The organism is Kribbella sp. NBC_00889 (assembly GCF_045207705.1).
GTDB lineage: Bacteria > Actinomycetota > Actinomycetes > Propionibacteriales > Kribbellaceae > Kribbella.
This window is the reverse complement of record NZ_CP108783.1, coordinates 4,591,656-4,612,023: the sequence shown is the minus strand read 5'-3', so window position 1 is coordinate 4,612,023 and position 20,368 is coordinate 4,591,656. Positions and strand designations below refer to the sequence as shown.

General features: G+C 67.6%; 25 protein-coding genes and 1 tRNA gene. 5 read left to right on the top strand and 21 right to left on the bottom strand.

The genetic code is table 11. The annotated features are described in order from the left end of the window. Positions 1-175 precede the first annotated feature (175 nt). Complete coding sequence (locus tag OG817_RS22280) at positions 176-541, top strand: PRC-barrel domain-containing protein (RefSeq protein ID WP_406046598.1); 366 nt, start codon at positions 176-178, stop codon at positions 539-541. 963 nt (positions 542-1,504) lie between these two features. Here the strand turns inward: OG817_RS22280 and OG817_RS22275 are convergent. After that, the gene (locus OG817_RS22275) at positions 1,505-1,648 is read right to left on the bottom strand and encodes a GPGG-motif small membrane protein (RefSeq protein WP_406046597.1); all 144 of its coding nucleotides are present in this window, start codon (positions 1,646-1,648) and stop codon (positions 1,505-1,507) included. 752 nt (positions 1,649-2,400) lie between these two features. On the opposite strand from OG817_RS22275, the gene OG817_RS22270 reads away from it, so the two are divergent. Then, the gene (locus OG817_RS22270) at positions 2,401-3,327 is read left to right on the top strand and encodes a hypothetical protein (protein ID WP_406046596.1); all 927 of its coding nucleotides are present in this window, start codon (positions 2,401-2,403) and stop codon (positions 3,325-3,327) included. A gap of 160 nt (positions 3,328-3,487) precedes the next feature. On the opposite strand, the gene OG817_RS22265 is transcribed toward OG817_RS22270, so the two are convergent. Continuing rightward, on the bottom strand, positions 3,488-4,636 hold the full coding sequence (locus OG817_RS22265; protein WP_406046595.1) for a GntR family transcriptional regulator: 1,149 nt from the start codon (positions 4,634-4,636) through the stop codon (positions 3,488-3,490). A gap of 621 nt (positions 4,637-5,257) precedes the next feature. Next, positions 5,258-5,331: transfer RNA gene (locus OG817_RS22260), tRNA-Ile, on the bottom strand. A 127-nt stretch (positions 5,332-5,458) separates the two neighbouring features. On the opposite strand from OG817_RS22260, the gene OG817_RS22255 reads away from it, so the two are divergent. After that, positions 5,459-5,596 (top strand): hypothetical protein, encoded by a 138-nt coding sequence (locus OG817_RS22255; protein WP_360453030.1) that lies wholly within the window; start codon positions 5,459-5,461, stop codon positions 5,594-5,596. A 210-nt stretch (positions 5,597-5,806) separates the two neighbouring features. Here the strand turns inward: OG817_RS22255 and OG817_RS22250 are convergent, their stop codons facing one another. Continuing rightward, on the bottom strand, positions 5,807-6,121 hold the full coding sequence (locus OG817_RS22250; RefSeq protein ID WP_406046594.1) for a hypothetical protein: 315 nt from the start codon (positions 6,119-6,121) through the stop codon (positions 5,807-5,809). Between the two features lie 379 nt (positions 6,122-6,500). On the opposite strand from OG817_RS22250, the gene OG817_RS22245 reads away from it, so the two are divergent. Further along, on the top strand, positions 6,501-7,412 hold the full coding sequence (locus tag OG817_RS22245) for a tyrosine-type recombinase/integrase (RefSeq protein WP_406057479.1): 912 nt from the start codon (positions 6,501-6,503) through the stop codon (positions 7,410-7,412). 17 nt (positions 7,413-7,429) lie between these two features. Next, positions 7,430-7,660, top strand: coding sequence for a hypothetical protein (locus tag OG817_RS22240; protein ID WP_406046593.1), 231 nt, complete (start codon positions 7,430-7,432; stop codon positions 7,658-7,660). A 177-nt stretch (positions 7,661-7,837) separates the two neighbouring features. On the opposite strand, the gene OG817_RS22235 is transcribed toward OG817_RS22240, so the two are convergent. From OG817_RS22235 to OG817_RS22155, 17 genes are all read right to left on the bottom strand, one after another. Beyond that, positions 7,838-8,113: a hypothetical protein gene (locus OG817_RS22235; protein WP_406046592.1), complete on the bottom strand. Its 276-nt coding sequence runs from the start codon at positions 8,111-8,113 to the stop codon at positions 7,838-7,840. Next, positions 8,113-8,841 (bottom strand): hypothetical protein, encoded by a 729-nt coding sequence (locus OG817_RS22230; protein WP_406046591.1) that lies wholly within the window; start codon positions 8,839-8,841, stop codon positions 8,113-8,115. The genes OG817_RS22235 and OG817_RS22230 overlap by 1 nt, the downstream gene beginning before the upstream one ends. Positions 8,842-8,850: 9 nt before the next feature. After that, positions 8,851-9,087, bottom strand: coding sequence for a hypothetical protein (locus tag OG817_RS22225; protein WP_406046590.1), 237 nt, complete (start codon positions 9,085-9,087; stop codon positions 8,851-8,853). Continuing rightward, positions 9,087-9,485, bottom strand: a complete 399-nt coding sequence (locus tag OG817_RS22220; protein WP_406046589.1) for a hypothetical protein — start codon at positions 9,483-9,485, stop codon at positions 9,087-9,089. The genes OG817_RS22225 and OG817_RS22220 overlap by 1 nt, the downstream gene beginning before the upstream one ends. Before the next feature lie 11 nt (positions 9,486-9,496). Next, the gene (locus OG817_RS22215; protein WP_406046588.1) at positions 9,497-10,165 is read right to left on the bottom strand and encodes a hypothetical protein; all 669 of its coding nucleotides are present in this window, start codon (positions 10,163-10,165) and stop codon (positions 9,497-9,499) included. Beyond that, on the bottom strand, positions 10,162-11,316 hold the full coding sequence (locus tag OG817_RS22210; RefSeq protein WP_406046587.1) for a DUF5047 domain-containing protein: 1,155 nt from the start codon (positions 11,314-11,316) through the stop codon (positions 10,162-10,164). The genes OG817_RS22215 and OG817_RS22210 overlap by 4 nt, the downstream gene beginning before the upstream one ends. Next, complete coding sequence (locus OG817_RS22205; protein ID WP_406046586.1) at positions 11,313-12,107, bottom strand: hypothetical protein; 795 nt, start codon at positions 12,105-12,107, stop codon at positions 11,313-11,315. Before OG817_RS22205 ends, OG817_RS22210 begins: the two co-directional genes overlap by 4 nt. Beyond that, complete coding sequence (locus OG817_RS22200) at positions 12,104-13,201, bottom strand: hypothetical protein (RefSeq protein ID WP_406046585.1); 1,098 nt, start codon at positions 13,199-13,201, stop codon at positions 12,104-12,106. Before OG817_RS22200 ends, OG817_RS22205 begins: the two co-directional genes overlap by 4 nt. After that, a complete protein-coding gene (locus OG817_RS22195; RefSeq protein WP_406046584.1) occupies positions 13,201-13,656 on the bottom strand; it encodes a hypothetical protein in 456 nt (151 codons plus the stop codon). The genes OG817_RS22200 and OG817_RS22195 overlap by 1 nt, the downstream gene beginning before the upstream one ends. 135 nt (positions 13,657-13,791) lie before the next feature. Then, on the bottom strand, positions 13,792-14,091 hold the full coding sequence (locus OG817_RS22190) for a hypothetical protein (RefSeq protein WP_406046583.1): 300 nt from the start codon (positions 14,089-14,091) through the stop codon (positions 13,792-13,794). 1 nt (position 14,092) lies between these two features. Continuing rightward, positions 14,093-14,500: a hypothetical protein gene (locus OG817_RS22185; protein ID WP_406046582.1), complete on the bottom strand. Its 408-nt coding sequence runs from the start codon at positions 14,498-14,500 to the stop codon at positions 14,093-14,095. Position 14,501: 1 nt separating this feature from the next. Next, positions 14,502-14,843 carry a hypothetical protein gene (locus OG817_RS22180; protein ID WP_406046581.1) on the bottom strand — a complete coding sequence of 114 codons (342 nt, stop codon included), beginning with the start codon at positions 14,841-14,843 and terminating at the stop codon, positions 14,502-14,504. Beyond that, positions 14,840-15,154 carry a hypothetical protein gene (locus tag OG817_RS22175; protein WP_406046580.1) on the bottom strand — a complete coding sequence of 105 codons (315 nt, stop codon included), beginning with the start codon at positions 15,152-15,154 and terminating at the stop codon, positions 14,840-14,842. The genes OG817_RS22180 and OG817_RS22175 overlap by 4 nt, the downstream gene beginning before the upstream one ends. Before the next feature lie 3 nt (positions 15,155-15,157). Next, entirely contained in the window at positions 15,158-15,397 is a 240-nt protein-coding gene (locus OG817_RS22170) for a hypothetical protein (RefSeq protein ID WP_406046579.1), read from the bottom strand. 11 nt (positions 15,398-15,408) lie between these two features. Beyond that, on the bottom strand, positions 15,409-17,121 hold the full coding sequence (locus OG817_RS22165) for a hypothetical protein (protein WP_406046578.1): 1,713 nt from the start codon (positions 17,119-17,121) through the stop codon (positions 15,409-15,411). Then, positions 17,114-18,349 (bottom strand): phage portal protein, encoded by a 1,236-nt coding sequence (locus OG817_RS22160; protein ID WP_406046577.1) that lies wholly within the window; start codon positions 18,347-18,349, stop codon positions 17,114-17,116. Before OG817_RS22160 ends, OG817_RS22165 begins: the two co-directional genes overlap by 8 nt. A 126-nt stretch (positions 18,350-18,475) precedes the next feature. Further along, a complete protein-coding gene (locus tag OG817_RS22155) occupies positions 18,476-20,362 on the bottom strand; it encodes an HNH endonuclease (RefSeq protein ID WP_406046576.1) in 1,887 nt (628 codons plus the stop codon). Positions 20,363-20,368: the final 6 nt, after the last annotated feature.

Here is a 20,368-nt window from a genome sequence, read left to right as displayed (position 1 = left end):
CAAAGCCCACGGGGCCGGCGGCCTGCTGAACCCGCGGAGTGTTGCTTGATCCGCATGGGTGGGGGTACCGGCGCTCTACCAAATGCTCGAGACACCGGGTGCGGGTCTCGGGCCTGCACGCGTGTCACGGGCTCCCTGCTGGGCCACGGCCCACTGCACCGAAAGGCAGACCGCGATGTCGATGCACGCATTCGACCCCTGGACCTACCGAGCGACTTCCGGCTACACCGAGGGCAACGACCTGAACGGATACAAGATCGCCGCCACCGACGGCGACATCGGCAAGGTCGACGGAGCCACCGACCAGCCCGGCATCGCCGGGCTGGTGGTCGACACCGGACCGTGGATCTTCGGCCGCAAGGTGCTGCTGCCGGCTGGCGTGGTCGAGCGGGTCGATCACGACGACGAGAAGGTTTACGTCGACCGCACCAAGGACCAGATCAAGGCCGCCCCCGAGTACGACCCGGACACCGGAGCCGATGACGCCTACCGCACCCGGCTCGGCGGGTACTACGACGACACCTACCGCACCGGTATGTAGTCGGCTGCGCGTAAACGGCCGTTCGGCGGCCGATGCCGCGGTCCCGCCCAATACGGGTCCCGCGGCCACGGCCGCCGAACGCACGACCGCTCATTACACCGCAGGGCGCTCGATGCACGCGACGACCAGATCCGCAGCCAAAACACTCACACCGGAGACACATTGACCGACCCGACGGCGATCCGCGACAACACCAACTCGTAGAGCGACGACATCACCCAACTGCGCGAACTCGCCGGGTGCTCCACAACCACACATCATCGCGCCCAACCTGGGTCGCAGCGAAGACGCCGTACGATCCAAAGCGCACGAGCTCGGGATATCGCTGGATCCCTAACCCGAACCTGCGGCTCGGTGATGGCCAACGACCGGGTCGGCTGCCCCTCTGGCCGGGGCGGCGGGAGTGAGGGTCGGTGTCTGCATCAGGCCACTGTTGCCTGATGGTTGCGTGGTCCGGCGGCGGCAGATCTCGTTGCACTGGGCACCGTTCACCTCTCGCGGAGTAGGCAGGTGCAATCCACCAAAGTGCGGCTTGTTGCAAATCTAGCGCGTCCTTGCTGTTGGGCCAGGTCGCGCGCGGTCTGCGCGACTCGCTGAACCAGGCTGTGGCGCCGGGACGTCAGCCGGCGCAGCGGCGCCGCCAGCCGCGCCCACGCATCGGCTGCCATTTTGGTCAGCCAGCGCCTGGTCACCTGCGGCCTCGACACGTAGCGATTCAACTCGCCCGGCTGAGACACAGCGGCATCCCCACCCAAGATGCGCGGTTACGGTATGACACCGCAACTTTCTCGACGCCATCCCACCGAAGGACCGCGGCGCGCAAGGCGTCAGTCCACGTTCCTCGGCTTGCCCCAGATCGTCAGGCTATTCCGGAACGTTCCGGTCCGCTAACTGTGCGTTCGCGGGTCGCTGAGACGTGGGCGCATGCGGCTCGCGGCGGGTGCGGTAGGCGGCGGAAGCTGCTCAGGTGAAGATGCTGACGCCACCAGGGCCGACCAGCAGCCCGATGATGATGAGCGCGATGCCCCAGATGAGCTGTCCGCGCACGAGCGAGAAGATGCCGGCGATCACGAGAATCGCCGCGATGATCCACAGAATGAGGCCCATGGCCCATCCCATCTGTCAGGCCGGCAGACGACCGGCGTGTGATCCCCGAACTGCTAACCGGTACCCCGCACCAAACCGCGATCACCGATCAGTCCGGGGCGTTCGAGTCACCGTGTCTGTGACCGAGCGACCCGGGGTGAGACATCGGTCGCCGGGATTAGAGTCGCGGGTCGCGGGGATCATCCAAGCGCTCCTCGCGGACCACGGTTTGGGTGGTCCGCGAGGAGCGGCTGGACAAGAAGATCGCCAGCACGAGACCAAGTGCGCCGGCACCCACCAGAATGTAGCCGACCGCCGACTACTTCGGACTCAGGATGCGCACGCGAGATGGTGGGTCTGCGTTCGCGTTCGTGTCGCCGAAGATGACCTCGACCGAGCTGAGTAGCGCGCCCAGCCAGAGCCCGGCAGCGCGGCTACGAGATCACAAGACGGGCTCAGGTAGCCGACCCCAATCGTGCGCCCGTGGTGCCCCGAAGAGCCCAGAACAGCCGTCAACGACCCCGATCACTGAGCACGATCACTGCTGAAGGTCGGTGGTCGTCGGGCGATTGGGGCTCAAGGCAACGGACTCGTAATGAGAAGGTCGCCAACTCCAACTCGCATGGGCTAGTGATAAGCGCTTGCGCTCCGCAGACGACCGGCGGTCGGGGTCCTGACCTAGGCTCCCGCCCGGCCGGCGTGGTGCGGTTGCATTGTGCGCCGGTGAGTTCTCCGTTCTGCGCGGCGGTGGTGGTATGGGCGATGATGGTGCCATGACCACGGAGTCGCGGCCAATCGATCTCCTTGTCCGTCCTGAGGCCGCCGCTGTCCGTTCTGTATGGATTGGCGAGGCGACGGACTTCACTCCTTGGCTGAAGGACAACCTCGACTGGCTCGACGTTCTGGGGCTAGGGCCCCTGGAACTGGTTGGTGTGGAAGTCCCGATCCCGGATGTGGGGCGAAGCCTCGACATTCTCGCCCGCACGCCGGCCAACACCCTTGTTGCGATCGAGAATCAGTTCAGCAAGACCGACCATGATCACCTCACGCGCGGTCTGGCTTACGCCGTAGGGCTTGAGGCTGGCGCGCTCGTTGTGATCGCCGAGGATCACCGCCGCGAGTTCGTGGCGGTCGCCGACTACCTCAACACCGCGTACGAAGAGCTCGGGCCTAACAAGGGCATCGCCGTTTTCCTGGTGAAGCTGGCCGTCGAAAAGGTCGGTGGCCACTATGTGCCCAGGTTCGAGATCGTATCGCGACCGAACACCTGGCTTGCGGAGATCCAGGTCGTCGGCAGCGTGAGCACGCGGACCGTCACTGGGTTTCTGGAGTCGTGCCCACCCGAGTCAAGGGACCGCCTCGCGGAGATCCTCGACAACTGGACGAGAACACCAGGAGCGTCGATCCGGCTCAACCCGAACTCGGCGTCGGTCTCGCTTGACTACCCATACTCGCCCAGGACAGGACACCGCTCGCTGTATGTCGTCTACAGCAACGACACCATGACCGTGAACCGGGGCTACCTGCGGGAGAGCGTCATCGATGACACTCTCGTCGCCGAGATGGACCGGCGACTTGCCGCCTCGTTCCCCCGCATCTCTGACAAGCCGTACTATCCGACGGTGCGCGAACCGCAGCCGGCGGCCCTGACTGAGTTTGCACAGTGGGTTTTCAGCATCGGCGGCACTGTTGCGGGGTGACCCGGTTCGCAACGCGAAATCGAGTCCTCTACCGCTCGTATAGAGGGCGCGCGGAAGGCTCTCAACGGACTCCAGCCCTAGGTCCGCAAGGCGGTAGCAAGGTCGGTTAGGTTCAGGCGGGAGACCTGTGGCCCAGCTGACAAAGGTTGTCCACGAGAGCCTAGCGGTCGGGTCCGGCGGTCAAGGCTATGACTGGGTGGACCGCACAAGCTCGATCACGGAGGCGGAAAACGGTGCCTCGCCGCCGATAGGCACCCCTCGCGCGACGGCCGCGCGAGGCAGTGACCAATCCTGCTGCGACGAGCAGAGCCACAGCACGGTGCGCGGTGCTCGGCGCCGCGCCGTACCGCTCAGCCAGAGACTTCTCGCTCGGCAGGGGATCGCCGGGGGACAGGATGCCGGAGTCGATCGCGCCCCGTAGATCTGCGGCAATCCGCTGATACGGCCGGAGGTCCTCGTCCAAGGCGTTTGGTGTCTGCGGCAGGGAATTCCGGGCCGCCGACTCGGCTGGCGTTGGCCTGGGCGGCACCCGAGTTGGCGTCGATCCGGCGGCGCGCTGGTCAGCCTCTGACCACCATGCCGTGTATACGCGAAGCGTCGTGGTCCCGCCGCCGGAGTGGCCTAGGCGCCCAGCCGTTGCGCGTACGTTGTAGCCGGCGTTGATCAGCCCGGTTGCGTTGTAGTGGCGGTGATTCTTGAGCGTGCTGTGAATCCCGAGACGTTTCGCGAGTCTCGCGTACCGCTTTGACAGCGTGTCTGGGTGGTGCGGGGCGCTCGCGTCGGGAACGGGGGAGTAGATGAATCCGTCGGGATTGAACGCGATGCCCGCAGCCGCGGCGCGCTTCCTGGCCCTCTGCTCTTGTTCGTCGAGGATCTCGTCAGGCACGGGATCGAGGAGGACTCGCCGTTGCTGGTGAGTTTTGGTGTCCTTCTCCTCCAGCTCGCCGTCATCGTTGACGAAGATCGACCGCTCGACCCGCAGGACCGACGGTGCATCTTTCCTGCGTTCGCGGTCGCTCCAGCGCAGTGAGCACATCTCTCCACGGCGGATTCCTGTCGTCGTCTTCGTCGACAGAAACGATCCCCAGTCCTCGTCTTCCTCCCATGCCGCGGTGAGCAGTCGGCCGACTTCATCGGCGGTCGGCGGCTGTGGATTCGGAGGTGGGAGCCCTGGCTTGTCCGCGTGCTCGGCTGGGTTCACAGAGATCCACTTCCAAACGACCGCACGGTCCAGGGCGCCGCTCAGGATCCAGTGGATCTGCCGGACGGATGAATCGGCCAGGCCCTTGCACACGTGCGGCTTGCACATCCGGCGGCACCGCCGGCATCCGTCCGGGTTGTTGCGGGGGCAGCGGTTGCCTTCGTGCTCATCACAGTTGTGTGGCCGGGTCGTTCGGTGCTCGATGTCTTTCTTGCGGCCTCGGCAGTGGATGCGGCAGCGGCGCAGCTTGGAGTAGAAGGTGTCGAGTGTCTCGACGTCGAGCCGCGTAAGTTGCGTTGAGCCGAGCAAGGGCTTGATGTGGGTGTTGTACTTCGACAGGTAGCCGCGCTTTGTCTGGATGTCGACGTCGAGGTACTTCTCATGAGCTGGTCGACGGTCGCTCGCGTCTTTGGATTGCGCTTTTCGTCGACCTGATTCAGAAATCGGGTGCGGACCTGCTCGGCAACGTCGGCCTGCTTCGGGTCGGGCGGAACCGTGTCGGTCAGGTACAGCTTCCTCCGCATCACGGGGGTCCCGGCCCGCGTACACCCGGACGCGCAGCGCCCCAGATGGCAACGGGTCAACGCGGCCGCGTTGCGCTTGCGGGGCTGAGGTGGGCCTGCCAGGTTGCGGGCGGCAGCGGACGGTTGGCGTCATGAGGGATGTCATGACGCCGAACCGCTGCTGACTGCCGTCAGGCGCAAAGCCTGTGACCTGCGGCTTTGCGGGTAGGGCGGGCGGGACTCGAACCCGCGACCCAGGGATTATGAGTCCCCTGCTCTAACCAGCTGAGCTACCGCCCCGTGCTCGGCAGATGGTATCTGGTGGGTGTGGGGGAGTGGGGAAACCAGGGGTGCGTCAGGGGTTTGACTGAGGGGTAGGTGGGGCGGACCAGGCATGATGGAGGCAGGTCCGACGAAGGGAACACCGATGGGCTGGTTCATTTTCCTCATCCTCGTAGTGGGCGCGATCGCGGCGTACAAGTATCGGGTGCCGCTGCTGGCCAAGTTGACCGGTCAGCCGCAGGACCGGATTCAGCGCGCCATCGACCGCAAGAAGGGCAAATAACGCTGACTCCTGAGGAGTGCCGGGTGCAGATTGTGCTCTGAGGAGACGCGACCGCACGCCGGGCCTGCAGGCATGCAGAAAGCCGGTCCCATGGAGGGACCGGCTTCTTGTACTACGCCCGCGATCAGGTCCATGACTTCTGACATCCAGGCGAACGGGTCCTGACATCTGACAGGTGGTTGCGGGTTGCGTCGATTCGCTCGGAGCGCTTCAGACTGTTGGTTCGTAGGGTGCCGGCGGTACGTCGTACCGAGACGCCGGCACGGCCACGGCCGTGTTCCTGCTGATCGTGACCAGCGCCATCAGCGTGTGTTCGAACCAACCGAACAGTACCCACACGAACAGTGACCACACGGCCGTCCCAGCTGCTACGGCGAGCGCGACTGTGATCGAGTTCGCTCCGTCGTCCAGGACTGCCGCGAGCACACTGACCGCGCCGGTGGTGATCGCCAGCGCGATCAGGATCCATTTGATCACGCTGATCGCAGTCGCAACTCGTGCCCTCTGCGCCGCTGAATTCGACATCGGTTCCCCCTCTCATCCGCCCGAGCCCCCTTCGGACATGCGCTCACGGTACGTCCGAGGCCGATGCCAGCCAACAGGCGAACCTGTCCACGATCGAGGGACGGAGATGTGAGGCCGCACTGGGCGAGGAAGGCAGGCCGCGAGGGCACCGAGCAATGAAAAGAGCCGGCTCCTGGAGGAGGCCGGCTGGTGGGTTGCTCCCGCGACTGGACTCGAACCAGTAACCTGCCGGTTATCCGCGTCGACCTGCCTACTCGGCGCCCGCCGCGGCGTAACGCCCATGTCGGTCACGACACAATCCGTAACGGACGCGACAGTGCAACCGATTTCCCCTCCGGTAAGAGGCAACACGGGGGTGAACGGAGAGCAAGACGTGAGAATGACACTGCGCCCGAGCTGGAGCCAGGCCGTCGACGGGTTCGCGGGGTACCTGCGGGCCGCCAACCGCTCACCAGAAACGATCCGACTCCGCACGTACTGGGTCGGCCGCTTTGCCAGTGAGTGCTGGGAATCGGACTGCGGCCGGGACGCGCAATCCTGCGGCGACCCGTTCCAGGTGCGACTCGACGACCTGTTGCGGTTCATGGCCAACGAGAGCTGGTCGGCCGAGACGCGCAAGTCGGCCCGGTCGTCCCTGGTGGCGTTCTACCGGTGGGCTGTCGACACGGACCGAATCACCGAGCGGGCCGACCCGACCCGGCGCCTGCCGAAGGTGACCCCGGCGCGGGCGCTGCCGCGGCCGGCGCCCGACAACGTGCTGCGCGACGCGCTCTGGCAGGCGACCGACCGAGACAGGCTCATCCTCATGCTGGCCGGGTATGGCGGGCTGCGGCGGGCCGAGATCGCCCAGGTGCACACGGTCGATTTCAACTGGTCGACCGGTCTCCTCCTGGTGCACGGCAAGGGAGGGCACGACCGCGCGGTCCCGATCCACCCGGACCTGACCTACGCGGTCCGGGCCGAGATCGCGCGGCGTCAGATCGGCCAGCACGGCAGCGGTTACAGGTTCGACTCGCAGATTCGGCCGGACGGCTACCTGTTCCCGGGCAAGCACGGGCACGTCACGCCCGACACCATCGGGCGGGTCCTCGACCGGTTGCTGGCCGGGAAATGGACCGGGCACACCCTGCGGCACCGGTTCGCCAGCGCCGCGTACGCCGCCGACCGGGACCTACGGGCGGTCCAGGAACTACTCGGCCACAGCAAGCCCGAGACGACCGCGCGCTACGTCCAGACGCCACCGGACGCGATGCGGGCCGCCGTGCTGGCCGTTGGACTCGATGCCGCATGACGCTACGATCCGTAGGCATGAGCACACCACCACCGGCCACCGAGACGCAACGGGCCATGATTGCCGAGCTGCGCCGTACCGTGGTCGAGGCCGCCGCGGCGGTCGCCGCGGCCGACAGCGCGCTGGCCGACCCGGAGCTGGACCGGGACCAGGCGCGCGAGGTCATCGCGACCTTGCGCGCTGCGCTGCCAAAGGTGGTCGACAGCGGGGTCGGTTTCTGGTTCCCGCCCAAGCCACCCGCCGAGTAACAGGGCACCGGTCGGCGTACTCGCGGTCCCGATGATCCCGAGGCAAGCCCCATCGCCGCCCGGCAACATAGAACGCCCGTCCCGGTCGCAGTTCGGGACGGGCGTTCTGCTGTGTCTGGCCGGAAATCTTGCGGCCGAGGACACTCGAGGTGCAGCTGTCGACCGGAAGATTTGCGGTCAGAGGCCGGGCGGTGGCGGGATCGGGCCGCCCGTACGCAGCGGCACCAGCGGGCGCCCGGCATCGTCTCTCGGGTCACTGGTCGGGGTCACCTTGGCCCGGACGGTCTCGACGCCGGGCACCAGCAGCAGCGCGGCGGCCAGGCCGAGCCACAGCGCGCCCTGGTTGTCGTTGACCAGGCCATAGGACACGGCCAGCGCCTCGCCCGGCAGGGCCAGGCCGTACAGGTAGGCCCGGACCGGGTTGCGCCGCAGCGCGGCCACCAGGCGGCTCATCACTCGGTGGCCGCGTCGAGCAGCACGGCCCGGACACCGGCCTCTACCGTGGCCTGGTCGACGGCTCCGGCCGGAAGCTTGGCCACGACCGCCGCCGCCAGCTCCTGCGGGTCGACGTTGCGGGCGAACAGCGCCGCGAACCGCTTGGCCTCAACCGCCCACCGGTCGGCCTCGGCCTTCCACCGGTCGGTCTCGGTGTTGTATCGCGCCCTTTCCTCGGTGCGGAAGGCCTGGATCTCGGCCAGGATGTCGTCTGCGTTTGCCATGTCGTCCTCGGGTTGGGCCGCCTTGAACCAGGCGGCGGTATCGGTCTCGGCCGAGCGCGTGTGCTTGATCGACACGTGCACGTGTCCGGTGTGGGGGTTGTCGCCGTAGTACGGCGCCCACTCCCACGGCTTGTAGGTGTGGCCGTCGATGGTCTTGGCGTAACTGCGCATCATGCGGCGGTTGTGGATCACGTACTCAACCCGGGCGTCACCGGTCAGCGCGTCCAGCAGCTCGGGCACGTCGATGCCGTCCTTGTCGATGTCGTCGGCCCGGACGACGCCACCGGCCGACCAGTCCGGGTTGTGGTCGGACTCGCGCGCCTGGTGGGACGCATCACCGATCCAACCGTCTGTCCCGCGGTCGCGCTGCGGCCAGAGCGCATCGATCTCGCGGAACAGCGCAACCAGGGACGCTGCGAGGTAATACCGGCCGCCCTGGTCGTTGTAGCCGACATAGCTCATGGGGGGTCCTCACTTCAGTAGATGGGGGATGAGCCAGCCCGCGGCCATGCCGACCGCCATGGCGAACCCGGACGCCACCAGCACGCGGGTTTCGAGCGCGGACACACGCCGCCTCAAGTCGGCCACGTCGCGGGTGAGCTGGTCGAGCGGGGCCAGGGCCGTCTTGATGTCGGACACGTCCTGGCGTACGCCGTCGTAGAACTCTTTCGGCGTAATGACGATGCTGCCGTCTGGTGCCTCACCCATCAGACGAGCCCGGCGAACCAGTGCACGGTAAACGCGCTACTGACCAGCACCCCGGCGTCCTTACTGTTCACCTGGACCGTAAACGTGGTCGCGGTCCGGGCCACCAGCGAGACCCAATAGGTGCCCGTGTTGTCGCTGGTGAGCACCACCCATACCGGCGTGCCGCCCATGCCATGCGTGATCGTCGCCCGCCCGGATGCATCGGTGGTGAAGCCGCTGCGGCCACCCTTGTACGTGGCCTGGTCGGTCTTGAGTGCGAGCTCGGCCTGGATCGCCGTATCGACCGCCTTGAGCGTCGTGTCGATGGCCTCGGCCAGGTCCTTGCCGAGGTCGGGGCCGTCCGGGGCGTCACTGAGCAACTGGTACGGCCAGCCGTAGTTGGGCGTTGCGCCAGGCATGGTCAGGTCTCCTATGCAATCGAGCGGAAAATGGCAATTGCGTTCACGGTCGCCACGTGGAACGCGGAGGCGGCCAGCGCTGCGGTGCAGTCGGCGTAGCACTGCACGGTGATGGTCGGGCCAGGGGTGGGCAGCACCGCCGTGTTGAACGCGGCCAACGCGCCCATCGGAAAAACCGCGTCGGCGTCGAGGCCGAGCGACATGGCCGATCCGGTCAGCCCGTTAATGCCCGCGTAAGCCAACGCCTGTTGGCGGCTGGCCGTGCTGTTGACCAGGCTCACCGAGGCCATGACCGTCACCGCGGCCTCATCGGCCCACGCCGGAACGGCGATGCTCTTGGCCGCCTGCTGTGTGTATTCGGCGGGCTGGGCGAAGTTGGTCCGGAAGTCGAGCGCGCTGCCGAACGCCACCGACGCGCCCGCAAAGTTCGGGTCGTTGGGCGGGGTGACCCGGCCGATGATGAACCAGGACGCGCCCTGACCGAGCAGGCCGACGACATGGCCGGCCTTGAGCGCGATGGCCTCGCCCGTGTTCAAGATCGGCACGTCAGTCAGCGTTCCGCCGCCCATGTCGACGGTGTTCTGTCCGGTGTTGGGATTCCAGGACAGCACCGTGCCTTGCCGGAACCGCACGCCCGGGCCGGACGTGCCGAACAGCGGGGCCAGGTCGTCGGTGATCATGCGTCACCCCCGATCAGTACGGCTTGCTGTTCGCGCGTCTTGAGCTTGACCGGATCGTCCGGCGTGAGCGGGATGGTGACCTCATCAACCACGTGCGTCTCGGTCCGCAGTGACCCGGACCGGGACGCCGCGGGATAGCCCACGGCCAGCACGTCGTACGGCTCTATGGCCGGGTTGGGAACGCTGGACAGCTCGACCTGGTACGGCAAACCGAGCTGTTGGCGTAGCAGCGTCTCGGCCGCGTTCTGCGCCTGCGCGTTGGTGGTGAGGAACTGCGAGCTGTAGAACATCGGGACCTTGCCGAACCCGCCGTTGTAGTAGGTAGGGCTGGCCGGGTCGAGGTTATACGCCACGCCACGCACGGGCGCGGTGGTGTCTCCGGCCTCACCAGTGGCCACTACGGCGTTGTAGACCCGTTCACGGGTCAGCCCGCGGCTCATCTGCACCAGCACGCCCTCGCGCCCGGCGTCGACAGTCCAGCTCGGCGCGCCCTCGGTCGACGGTGGAGTCTTGATGACGAAGATTCCGCGGTGATCCCAATAGCCAATCTTGCCCAGCGACGTGATCAGGTCTTGCAGCGTCCCGAGGCGGTCGTCCTCGGCCACGATCGTGCGGTTGATCGTGTCGTCTCGCACGTCGGGGTCATCCCACTCGATGATCCCGGCGAAGAAGTAGACACCCCAAATGAGGCTGTTCACCAGGTCGCCGTTGGTCATGGTCGACGGGAACTGTTGCGGGGCCAGGAACCGGCCATCCCGTAGCCCTGCGCTGCGGTCGGACCCTGACAGCTCGATCACGCCGTCAGGCGCCTCGTCCTGCTCGATCGTGTCGATGCGGTAGTAACCGAGGCCGACCCATTCGCGTTGGCCGTTGCCGTAGGCCAGGCCGCGCTCGACGTACACATAGTGGCTGTACGGCGCCAGTTCATCGGCCGCCGACACCGGCCAGGGCCACACGGTGGTCAGGCTCAGCGTCGAGCGAATGTCGGCGGTCGCGCTGTACTTCACATCGCCGCCCAGGATGGGGATTTCGGTTCCGCCCGGGTCGTTATTGTCGGGACTGATCACGAACGTGTGATGTACGCGCGCCCGGAACACCGCCAGGTGACTGCCACGCAGCGTCGACAGGAACCGCTCGGATACCGGCCTCATGGCACGATCACGTCCTCTGGTGAGCCGACGCGCTCGAGGAGGTCGGCCCAGGTCGCGTTGGCGGCCAGCAGGTCGGCCCAGGTCGCGTAGTCGGCCAGGACCGAGGTCCACGTGTACGTCGAGCCGACGACCTCGGGGCCGGGCGCCGCAACCTCGGTCAGAGGCACGTCCCACAGCCGCCGCGGTGACGTGCGCAGCGTCGGCCGCCGCGACGTGTCACCCACGGCGAAATACCCGCCAGGCAGGTGCTGCGCGGCCGAGGGAAGCTGTAGGAACACGATCTCCCCCGAGGCAAACAGATAGTCCAGGTCACGCTCCTCGGCCAGCGTCTCGGTCATGAGCTGCGCGCTGTAGGCCAGGCTCGACGCCACATCGCCCACCGCTACCGGCAGGGTGCGACCGACCACCTGGAACAGACCTTGCCGGGCCCGCCTGGTCACGTCGGATCGGTCAACCACGATCACCGGCCGGTTGAGGTACGGCGCCGCAGGCACCTTCAACCAGGCCAGGTCAACGTCTTGTGTGGTCGAGGCGGTGTCAGTGAACAGCGTGCTGCCGGACCCGTCGAGGCCGCGCAACCGGTAACTCACCGGTTCGCCCGCAGGGAACTCGTAATCGTCGGCGTTGGCGGTCTGCGCCACGACCGGGACCGACAGCCCACCACGGACCGCCGTCCAGCGCACGCCGCCATTGGTCGAGCGCTCGAACACCGCCGACACGGCCGGGCTCAGGAACGATCCGGCCAGGCGGATACGGGACAGCACCGGGTCATAGGTCAGCGTCAGCGTCATGCCGCCGCCCCCGCCCGCACGGTACGCCGTAGCGCCCGGTCGCGTTTCTTGAGCTCGACCTGGACCACGCGCACGACCTCGCCGCCGATCTCGATGTGCGCCTCAAGCACGCTCGGCCCGCCGTCGGCCTGGTCGAGCGGCACGACCGAGGCGCCTCGGGGCAGGTTCAGGAACTCGGGGCCGTTCTCACCGACCAGGGCCAGGCCGGACCGCAGCGCGGTGCCGCCTCGGGCCAGCATCGGGATATTGGGCGTGTTCAGGGTGAACCCGCCGACCGTGCCGACCCCGGGAATGTGCGTGTCGACGCCAGGAATAGTGAAAGAAAGGTTATTCCATTTGCCGACTACCCAATTGATGGAGGACTTAAATGCACCGGTAATACCGTTCCACATCCCGGAGCTGGCCGACGTGATCCGCTTAGGCAGGCCCTTGACGAATCCGACCGTCGCGTTGAACGCGCCGACTACGCCATTCTTGGCCGCCACGGCGCCGCCACTGATCTTGTCCCAGACCCACTTGATGCCCGGCCACAGCGTGCCCGTGAAGAACTTGCCTACGGCAACGGCAGCGGCCTTGACCGCGTTGAACGCGCCAGTCACGATCAGACGAAACGTCGTGCTGCGCTTCCATGCCAATACAACAATCGCAATCAACGCAATGATCCCGAGCACGACCAGGCCGAGCGGGTTGGCGGTCATGGCCGCGTTCAGCAGCCATTGACCAGCCGTCCATGCCTTGGTCGCTACGGCGACCGCCTTCTGTTGCGCGGCGTACGCGAGCGCGGCGACCTTGGCCCGGATGAACTGCACCGCAGACAGGTTCATCACCAGGTTCAGGCCCGTGCCCACACCGGACATAAAGTCTGTGGCCAGGGCAACCGACTGAAGTCCGCCCGCGTACTTGTCCAGGCCGACCAGCTCAAACCCGGACGAGAGCGCACCGAGCGAGTCGGTGGCCTTGCTCGACTTGTCGTCAAGATTCTCGGCCCGGTCACCGACTGTCCGCAGGCCCTTCTCTGCCTTGTCCGCGGCCTGTTCGAGGCCCTTGGCGTCACCGTTGAACTTGATACTGACGGTGCGGAGTCCCGACGCCATCACTCACCCCCGTTGAATTCTCGAATGATGGCGTCGGCCGCCGCGTTCCAGGCGTCCGAGATGCGCGCGGCCTCGGCCTCGATCACCGGGAAGAACCAGGACCCCTGCTTGCCCTGGTGGAACTTGTGGAACTGGTCATACTGAGTCGACCCGAACTCTGAACCGAACAGCAGCTTGTAGGCCGGAGCGCGGTTCACGCCGAGCCGTTTGGTGCCACCGGCAACCAATACCGGGATCCGGTCGCGCCGAACCTTGGCCGTCGAGGCAACCAGCGCGGACTGCGGCGAGAGGTCCGACCGGGCGGCCGAGCGGACTGCGGGCAACAGGTCGTCGGCAATTTGGCCGGCCGCGTCCCGGAGCTTGTCGGTGGCCTGCTTGGGCAGGTCCCGGAACGCCGCCAGCGTCTCGCGTACGCCGTCGATTTCGAGCGTGATCGTCAGCCCACTCTTGGCCATCCTCGCACCTCCTCTACGTGTCCTGGTTGGTGTTGCGGTTCAGCTCGTCCAGCAGCTCACTGGCCGTCTGGATGGCCGCCGCTCCCTCGGCCGCCCACACACTCGGGGCGATTCCGGTAGCGACGGCCAGCGCGACTAGCTTTCGGCCGAGGCTGCCGGTTGGGTAGGGTCCGCGGCGGTCTCGGCCTCGGCCTCGTCCTCGTCCCAGTCGAGCTTGTACGCCTGGACGAAATCGTCCAGCTTGCCGGGCACGTCCTCGCCCAGGCGCTTGGCCGCGATGTGCGCGATGGGGTACATGTCACCCATCAACAGGTTGTCCTTGAGCTGGCCCAGGCTCTTGCCCTTGTTGGTCTTCTCCCACACGAAAATGTCGCGTGAGTCGGCCTCGACCACCAGCGAATCGCCGTAGTCCGGGGTCAGGGTGAAGGTGATCATGTCAGCCTGCCGGGGGCGTGAAGACGGGAGAGCCGACGCACGGCAACTCCAGCTCGACCTCGGCCCATGATCCGGTCTCGCCGCCGAAATCGGTGTGCTTGGCCATCACGGTCACCGCGGCCGACTTGCCGCCGCGCTTGGGCTCAAACACCAGGTCGACGGGCGTCCCGGCGTTGTCGTTGAGGTAGTCGGCCAGGCCGCCAGTCTGGTTGATCTGCAACCCGGCGATCTTGAGTGTCCAGGTCGCGTTGTCCACGTCGACCGCTGCGCCGTCCGGCACCAGCGTCTTGTAGACCTGGTGCGGCTGGTCCGGGACCAGGCGCATTTCCTTGCACTGGTTGCCGTACTCGGTCGCGCCGAACGAGATAAGCGCGTCCTTCATCACGAACGCGCCTGTTGCCGGTGGCATCCTATTCACTCCTCGCTGTGATTTCCAGGGCGAACAGCTCGCCGCCCTGTGTGGGTACTGCGAACGGCTGGCCGCCGTCGACGTAGGCCACTGAGTCGATGGCCTCGGCCAGCTCGGGTAGCAGCGCCTCGGCCTTGTCGATGGCCGCGGCCTCCTCCTTGCCGAGAATGACGATCACTCGCCAGGTGACTTGGAACGCGCCACCGCTGCGGTTGCCGAACGAACCGAGCAACGGCCAGGCGTCGCCGGGCGTGATGATCGTCGGGCGCTTGGCGTACCCCGTGACGCCCTCGACCGTGGACAGTTGCGCGGCCAGCTCGGCGCGCGTGATCTCGAAACTCATCCGAACGCCCGCTTGCGGTGTGGCCCCTCGAACCGCCGGACCTCGGGGTCCGAGCCGGGCAGCACCAGCGAACCCGACTCGGAATCCCCTTGCAGTACAGCGATTGGCAGCCCACGCAGCGCCAGGTTCCGCGCTACCCGCCGCTTGAGCGCCTGCGAGAGCGAGGCGGGCCACGGGTCGGCATCGGCCGGCACCCGGCACCGGTTCGCCTGGTCGGCCTGCTCGGCCGCCAGCGCGTCGGTGATCTGCTCCACCGTTGCGCTGGTCTCGCCCAGGTAGTTGGTGACCTCTTGTAGCGTGGGCACGGGCACGGCTCAGACCTCCGGGTCGGCCTGGTCGGCCGCCTCGGTCTTGCGCGGGTCGGTCGCGTCGTACTCGATGCCGCCGATGACGTGCCGTCCCTCGTGCTGCACGGTGTAGCGCTGGCGGCACGTGACCACCGTGTGATCTGGCAGCACGGCCAGGCCGTTGCCCACCAGCTCGATCGTGTCGCCCACCTTGACGGCCACGGGCTCGACGGCCTCAGCCTTGACGCGCTTGGTCCTCTCGGTCATGTCTCCAGACCTCACTTGGTGTAGGTGATCTTGCGCAGGCCGGTGACGTCGTACAGCACGCCAGCGAAGTACGCGAACGTGGCCATATCCCAGCCCTCGGCGGTCTCTGAGAGCTTGTCCAGGCGGGTCAGGCCGCTGTTCCAGACGTGCACCGCGGCCGGGTCGGCAACCAGGCTGTTGTTGGCGCCCGCGCTGGTCGGGCCGAGCGAAGCGGCCGGGTACATGCCGTATCCGGCGATCTGGAGCGACGCGAACTTGTCGGCCGCCTGGCCGTCGCGGTTCTGCGGGGAGAGGATCGGGTAGATCTTGTCTCCGCTGCCGTTGACCGCCAGCGCCAGCGCCTTGTAGAGGTCGACGTGACCGAACGCCCGGGCGAACCGGTACCCGTCCGGGATGAACTGGAGATCGACCAGGCCGCCCTCGACGGCCAGCCCGGCGTTGACTCCGGTGGTGCCGGTGGCGATCGTGGCCAGCGGGGTCACGCCTGCCAGGCCCGCGGTGATCAGAGCGGCGGTCTTGGTCTCCAGCGCGATCTTGAACGACCGCTCGAACTCGGCCCACGCCAGCCCGGACACGACCGGGTTTCCGCCCTGGTCGGCAACCTCGCGCGTGATGTGCACCCGGCCGCTGACCGGGGCCGGGGTCACGGTCGCGCCCGCCACGGTCACCAGGTCGCGCGACTCGGGGTTGACGCCCTCGACGTGGTCGGCCACGCCGATATCAGTGTTGGCCCGGTCGAGCTTGGACCAGAAGAACGGGGTGACGTTGGTCAGCCCGCCCTTGTGGAAGAAGTCGTACAGCGGGGACGCCGGTACGGGCGCCTGGCCGAGGAACATGTCCGGCCGGTACACACTCGGGTTGACCGCCGCCACGTCGGCGGTGGTCGTCGGCTGGTCCGCGAACTGCGGACTCAGCCGCTCGGTGGTGAACTTCTGCAGGCGGGCCAGCGCTGCACCGTCACCGTCCTTGCCGGCCGCCAGCAGGTCGGTGGCGAAGTCGAACCCGGACGGGGCTCCCTCGACGCCTGCGAACCGGTAAATCGGCTCCTCGACGACCTGGAACTGCGCGCTGCCCGGGCCGACCGGAAGCTTGATCTTCTCCAGCTCGGCCAGCTTCTCGGTCAGGGTCGCAACCTGCGCCATGAGCGCGTCGCCCTCGGCCTTGGCGAACGCGACAGTCTCACCCGCGCCGACCTTCGTGTCTGTCACGTTGGTTTCCTCCTGATCTTGTGCGGCGGACGCCGCAACGCTTGTGATGTGGGCGCCCGTGAACGCGGGCACCCGGACCACCGCGGCACCGGTCACGGTCGTTGCCTTGGCGTTCTGTACGCCGTCGCGGTCAACCTCGAACTCGCCCTCGACCTCGGCTGAGAACGCCTTGAGAATGCGGGCGTCGGCCAGTGCCAGCACGCGGTCGCCCTCGGGGGTGCGGGCAATGCCGAACTCGGCCAGCACGCCCTCGGCAGTCGGTGTCAGCTTGGTTCCGACGCCCACTTGCTGGTCGAGCGACGTGCGATCGTGGGCGATGTTGAGCACCACGTCGGACGGGTCCTCGGGCAGCGTGACCTTGGACGCATCGGCGAACGTGAAGCGCGCGGGCTTGCCGGTCGCCTCGTCCATCGCGGGCCGCGAGATCTCGCCGAATGGCAGCAGCATTCCGCTCAGGGTGCGCTTGGCCTGGTCGACCTCGAACACCGCCGCCGTGAAAGTGACTGTCCTACGCATTGCTGGTTTCCTCCTGTACGGCGGGCAGCTCGGGCCGGTCGGCCGGGGCCGCGGCGGGCAGCTCGGGCCGGTCGGCCGGGGCCGGTGCGGGCAGGCCCAGCGGCTCAAGGCCGCGCTTCTCGCGCGCCTCGTCCGGTAGCAGGACCTTGGCGCCGATGAGCGTTGCGTCGGTCGACGCCGCGGCCTGGTCGTCAAGGCGCAAATAGCTCGACGTGTCGAACACGACCCGGTATCCGTGCGGAGTCAGGTCGTCCAGGGACAGGCGACCCTCTATCGCGGTCATGTACGGCCCTAGAACGTCCTCGATCCGCGACCGCCGCCGGTCCTGCGCGTTGAAGTAGGTGCGGCTCGTGGTCGACACACTCAGGTCCTCGGCATCAATCCCGGTCAGCCGCGCAATCTCGGTAATCGCGAACTCGCGCGCCTCTGCAAGTTGCAGCTTCTCGGGGTCGAACCCGTCGCGGTTGTACTTGAGCGCGGCCGGGATATAGGCCGTGATGCGCGCCTGCCGGGCCGCGTACCAGGCATCGAGTAGTTCGCCGATCGCCCGCGCGTCGGCCTCCTCCTGCGTCTCGTCGCCCTCGGGAATGCCGATCGGGTCGGCACCATCGGCCGGTTCGAACCAGTCGACCGGAGGCACGCCGTCAGCCGCCCGCAACGCGATGCGCGACAGCAAGATGTAAGCCTTGATCGCGGTTGACGCGGTGAGCAGACCGCCGTTCGGCGAGTCAATCCGGATCAGGCCCGGCACGTCAGGCCAGACCAGCGCCGTGCCCTCGGGGTACGTGACGTACTTGGGTTGGACAGTGACCGTCTCGGCGTCGAGGCGCACGACCTCGGCCGGCCGATTGTGCCAACCGACGTGCGTTGTCTTCCACCAGGCGCGCTCCGACAACAGCAGGTCCTCAACCGTTCGGGTGATCGACACCGAACGGGCCACCCCGGCCTCAGGCTGGCTGAGCAGGGACCATTCAACCGGCTTGCCGTCCGGGCCGACCAGGATCAACGGGAACTGCCCGATGCCGCCGCAGATCAGGTCACGCGCCCGCTTGACCGCGGGGACCGCCAGCGCCTCGGCGCGGCTGATCTTGAGACGACCGAAGATGTAGTCCTCAAGGCTCGGCGTCCCGTACAGCACGCCCGAGTCAATGTCGGCCGCGAACCGCGCGGCGACCGCAGGCGTGGCCGAGATGGCCCGAACGTCGCGCCCGGTCGGAACGGCGAGCATCTGCGACGGGTTCTGTTCGACCCCGCGACTGAGGCCCAGTGCTCGAAGGATTCCCACGGCGCAAACTGTGACATGCGCAATGCCCGTGCAACGAACGCTGCACGGGCATTGGGCGTGTCGCCGCGGCTAGCGTGCGGCGGCGGCCACGATGATGCGCGGCTTGCCGACCGTCTTGCGGCGACAGTCCGCGACCGCCCACACCGCCGCCTTGATGGCATCCGCTCGGCCCGTCGACACCATCCGTGGGCCGTCCGCGCCCGGCAGCGTGCGGGCCGCCAGCACCTGCCCAGTCAGGTGGGCGCCACCGTCATGGCTGAACACGTCCTCGGCCACCAGGCGGCCCAGCTCGGCCACCGCGGCGCCCGTCCGGCCCTGCCCGGCGCGGGCACGGACCCCGGTCATGGCCGGGTCCTCAAGCAGGCTTGCGCCGACCGTCGCGGTACGCCGAAAACCCGACGCCCGGACCGCCGCCACCGCTTCCCGCAGGTCGGCGTAGTCGGCCACCGTGACCACCACCCGCCCAGGGGTCTTCCACGCCAGCGCCACCGACACCCCGGCCCGGAACCACGACTCGACCGCCGCCGCGAACGGTGCACCGGCAGGCAGCTCCTCCACCAGCTCGGCCCACGTTTCGTCGGTCACCACCTGGTCGCCGCGCATGACGGCCGACGCGGTGAGCTGCCACATGTTCAGGTACTGCGCGGCGAACCCCGCCATGGGGTCGGGGTCGTCGGCCTGCGGGTCCGCCTCGCCCGACAACGCCGCCGAATACTTGGCGGCAATCATCCGACGCCGGTCCTCCGACCAGTGCGGCGAGGCGGCCCGCCAGACCTCGGCACTGCCCAGGTCCGCACCGGCCGGTGCACCCCACAGCATCAACAGCGTCTCACCGTCGTCCGAGGTCAGCGCCTCGGAAATCTTCGTCCGCATGAGCGAGGTTGCCCGCCGATGCGCCGTCGAAGTCAGGTGCAGTTGCGCCCACAGCCGCTCCAGCATCGCCGGTTCCAGTCCCTCAGTCACAGTGTCCGGCTTCACGTCCCACGCCTCATCCACCACCGCCAGCCCGGCATCGAACCCGTACACGCCTTCCTGCGACCGGACCAGCCACCGACTGCCGTCGAGCGCCTCGATCGCCTCTTTGCCGTTCGCCTTCGTGACCTCCCAGCCCTGCGAGTCGGCCCACCGCCAGGCGCCGCGCTGGATCTCCCGGCAGATCGGCAGATCGTTGCCGCAGTGAACGACCGTCTGAACCTCGCCGATCAACTCGGCGTGCTGCATCCGCCACAGCGCCAGCCCACGAATGCGCACGGACTTGCCCGCCCGCCGCGGGCACGACTCGACCACCGACCGCCAAACCAACGACCCGTCCGCACGGTGCTCAAGTTGCCGCGTGATCGCCAGGCGCTGCCACCACCGCAACCGGATTCGCTGCGTCTCCTCGATCCACGCGACCGCCTCGGCGCCGTAGCTGCCCACCGCCTCCTCGGTCGGCGGGGTCATGTACAGCGGCGGGCTCGCATCCTCGGGAACCTCGGCGAACGCCGCCAGCCACGGCCACGCCGCCAGCGCCTGCGGGTCCCACGCGAGTCCAGCTCGGGGCTCGACGGGCGCGGCGGGTTTCGGCGGGCCAGGGTTGAACGATCCTGAATTCCGGTTGGTTGATCTAGGCAAGGGATCGGGGAGAGAGAGCGGAAGCGGCGGAGATTCCCAGCGGGTCGCCGCGGCGGGAAAAACCCTGCCCTGCAAGGCGATTGCGGCACCTTCGGCCCGCGCTTTCTCGATCACCGCGGCCTGCCCGGTGCGGTCGCTGCACTTGCGATGCTCGGCACGCCAGTTGCTCGGCACCCAGGTGAGCCCGGGGTACGCAGCCCTCGACTTGATGTGGCCGACCACCCACTCATCGGCAGCGGTCACGGTCTCGCCGCACTGGCCGCAGGGTGCGGGCAGGCGTGCGGAGATGTAGGCGCGGGCGGTGGCGACAGCTCGGCCGGACCAGGCGGTGTGCGTGTGCATGGGGTT

Excerpts from the sequence above, each read along its gene's own strand:
- OG817_RS22170 (WP_406046579.1), bottom strand. The coding sequence starts at position 15,397 with ATGACCGAGAGGACCAAGCGCGTCAAGGCTGAGGCCGTCGAGCCCGTG.
- OG817_RS22235 (WP_406046592.1), bottom strand. The coding sequence starts at position 8,113 with ATGAGCCGCCTGGTGGCCGCGCTGCGGCGCAACCCGGTCCGGGCCTAC.
- OG817_RS22270 (WP_406046596.1), top strand. The coding sequence starts at position 2,401 with ATGACCACGGAGTCGCGGCCAATCGATCTCCTTGTCCGTCCTGAGGCC.
- OG817_RS22160 (WP_406046577.1), bottom strand. The coding sequence starts at position 18,349 with ATGCTCGCCGTTCCGACCGGGCGCGACGTTCGGGCCATCTCGGCCACG.
- OG817_RS22245 (WP_406057479.1), top strand. The coding sequence starts at position 6,501 with ATGACACTGCGCCCGAGCTGGAGCCAGGCCGTCGACGGGTTCGCGGGG.
- OG817_RS22255 (WP_360453030.1), top strand. The coding sequence starts at position 5,459 with ATGGGCTGGTTCATTTTCCTCATCCTCGTAGTGGGCGCGATCGCGGCG.
- OG817_RS22220 (WP_406046589.1), bottom strand. The coding sequence starts at position 9,485 with ATGCCTGGCGCAACGCCCAACTACGGCTGGCCGTACCAGTTGCTCAGT.
- OG817_RS22205 (WP_406046586.1), bottom strand. The coding sequence starts at position 12,107 with ATGACGCTGACGCTGACCTATGACCCGGTGCTGTCCCGTATCCGCCTG.
- OG817_RS22280 (WP_406046598.1), top strand. The coding sequence starts at position 176 with ATGTCGATGCACGCATTCGACCCCTGGACCTACCGAGCGACTTCCGGC.
- OG817_RS22230 (WP_406046591.1), bottom strand. The coding sequence starts at position 8,841 with ATGAGCTATGTCGGCTACAACGACCAGGGCGGCCGGTATTACCTCGCA.
- OG817_RS22275 (WP_406046597.1), bottom strand. The coding sequence starts at position 1,648 with ATGGGCCTCATTCTGTGGATCATCGCGGCGATTCTCGTGATCGCCGGC.
- OG817_RS22190 (WP_406046583.1), bottom strand. The coding sequence starts at position 14,091 with ATGATCACCTTCACCCTGACCCCGGACTACGGCGATTCGCTGGTGGTC.
- OG817_RS22200 (WP_406046585.1), bottom strand. The coding sequence starts at position 13,201 with ATGGCGTCGGGACTCCGCACCGTCAGTATCAAGTTCAACGGTGACGCC.
- OG817_RS22250 (WP_406046594.1), bottom strand. The coding sequence starts at position 6,121 with ATGTCGAATTCAGCGGCGCAGAGGGCACGAGTTGCGACTGCGATCAGC.
- OG817_RS22215 (WP_406046588.1), bottom strand. The coding sequence starts at position 10,165 with ATGATCACCGACGACCTGGCCCCGCTGTTCGGCACGTCCGGCCCGGGC.
- OG817_RS22180 (WP_406046581.1), bottom strand. The coding sequence starts at position 14,843 with ATGAGTTTCGAGATCACGCGCGCCGAGCTGGCCGCGCAACTGTCCACG.
- OG817_RS22225 (WP_406046590.1), bottom strand. The coding sequence starts at position 9,087 with ATGGGTGAGGCACCAGACGGCAGCATCGTCATTACGCCGAAAGAGTTC.
- OG817_RS22210 (WP_406046587.1), bottom strand. The coding sequence starts at position 11,316 with ATGAGGCCGGTATCCGAGCGGTTCCTGTCGACGCTGCGTGGCAGTCAC.
- OG817_RS22240 (WP_406046593.1), top strand. The coding sequence starts at position 7,430 with ATGAGCACACCACCACCGGCCACCGAGACGCAACGGGCCATGATTGCC.
- OG817_RS22265 (WP_406046595.1), bottom strand. The coding sequence starts at position 4,636 with ATGTGCAAGCCGCACGTGTGCAAGGGCCTGGCCGATTCATCCGTCCGG.
- OG817_RS22155 (WP_406046576.1), bottom strand. The coding sequence starts at position 20,362 with ATGCACACGCACACCGCCTGGTCCGGCCGAGCTGTCGCCACCGCCCGC.
- OG817_RS22165 (WP_406046578.1), bottom strand. The coding sequence starts at position 17,121 with ATGCGTAGGACAGTCACTTTCACGGCGGCGGTGTTCGAGGTCGACCAG.
- OG817_RS22195 (WP_406046584.1), bottom strand. The coding sequence starts at position 13,656 with ATGGCCAAGAGTGGGCTGACGATCACGCTCGAAATCGACGGCGTACGC.
- OG817_RS22185 (WP_406046582.1), bottom strand. The coding sequence starts at position 14,500 with ATGCCACCGGCAACAGGCGCGTTCGTGATGAAGGACGCGCTTATCTCG.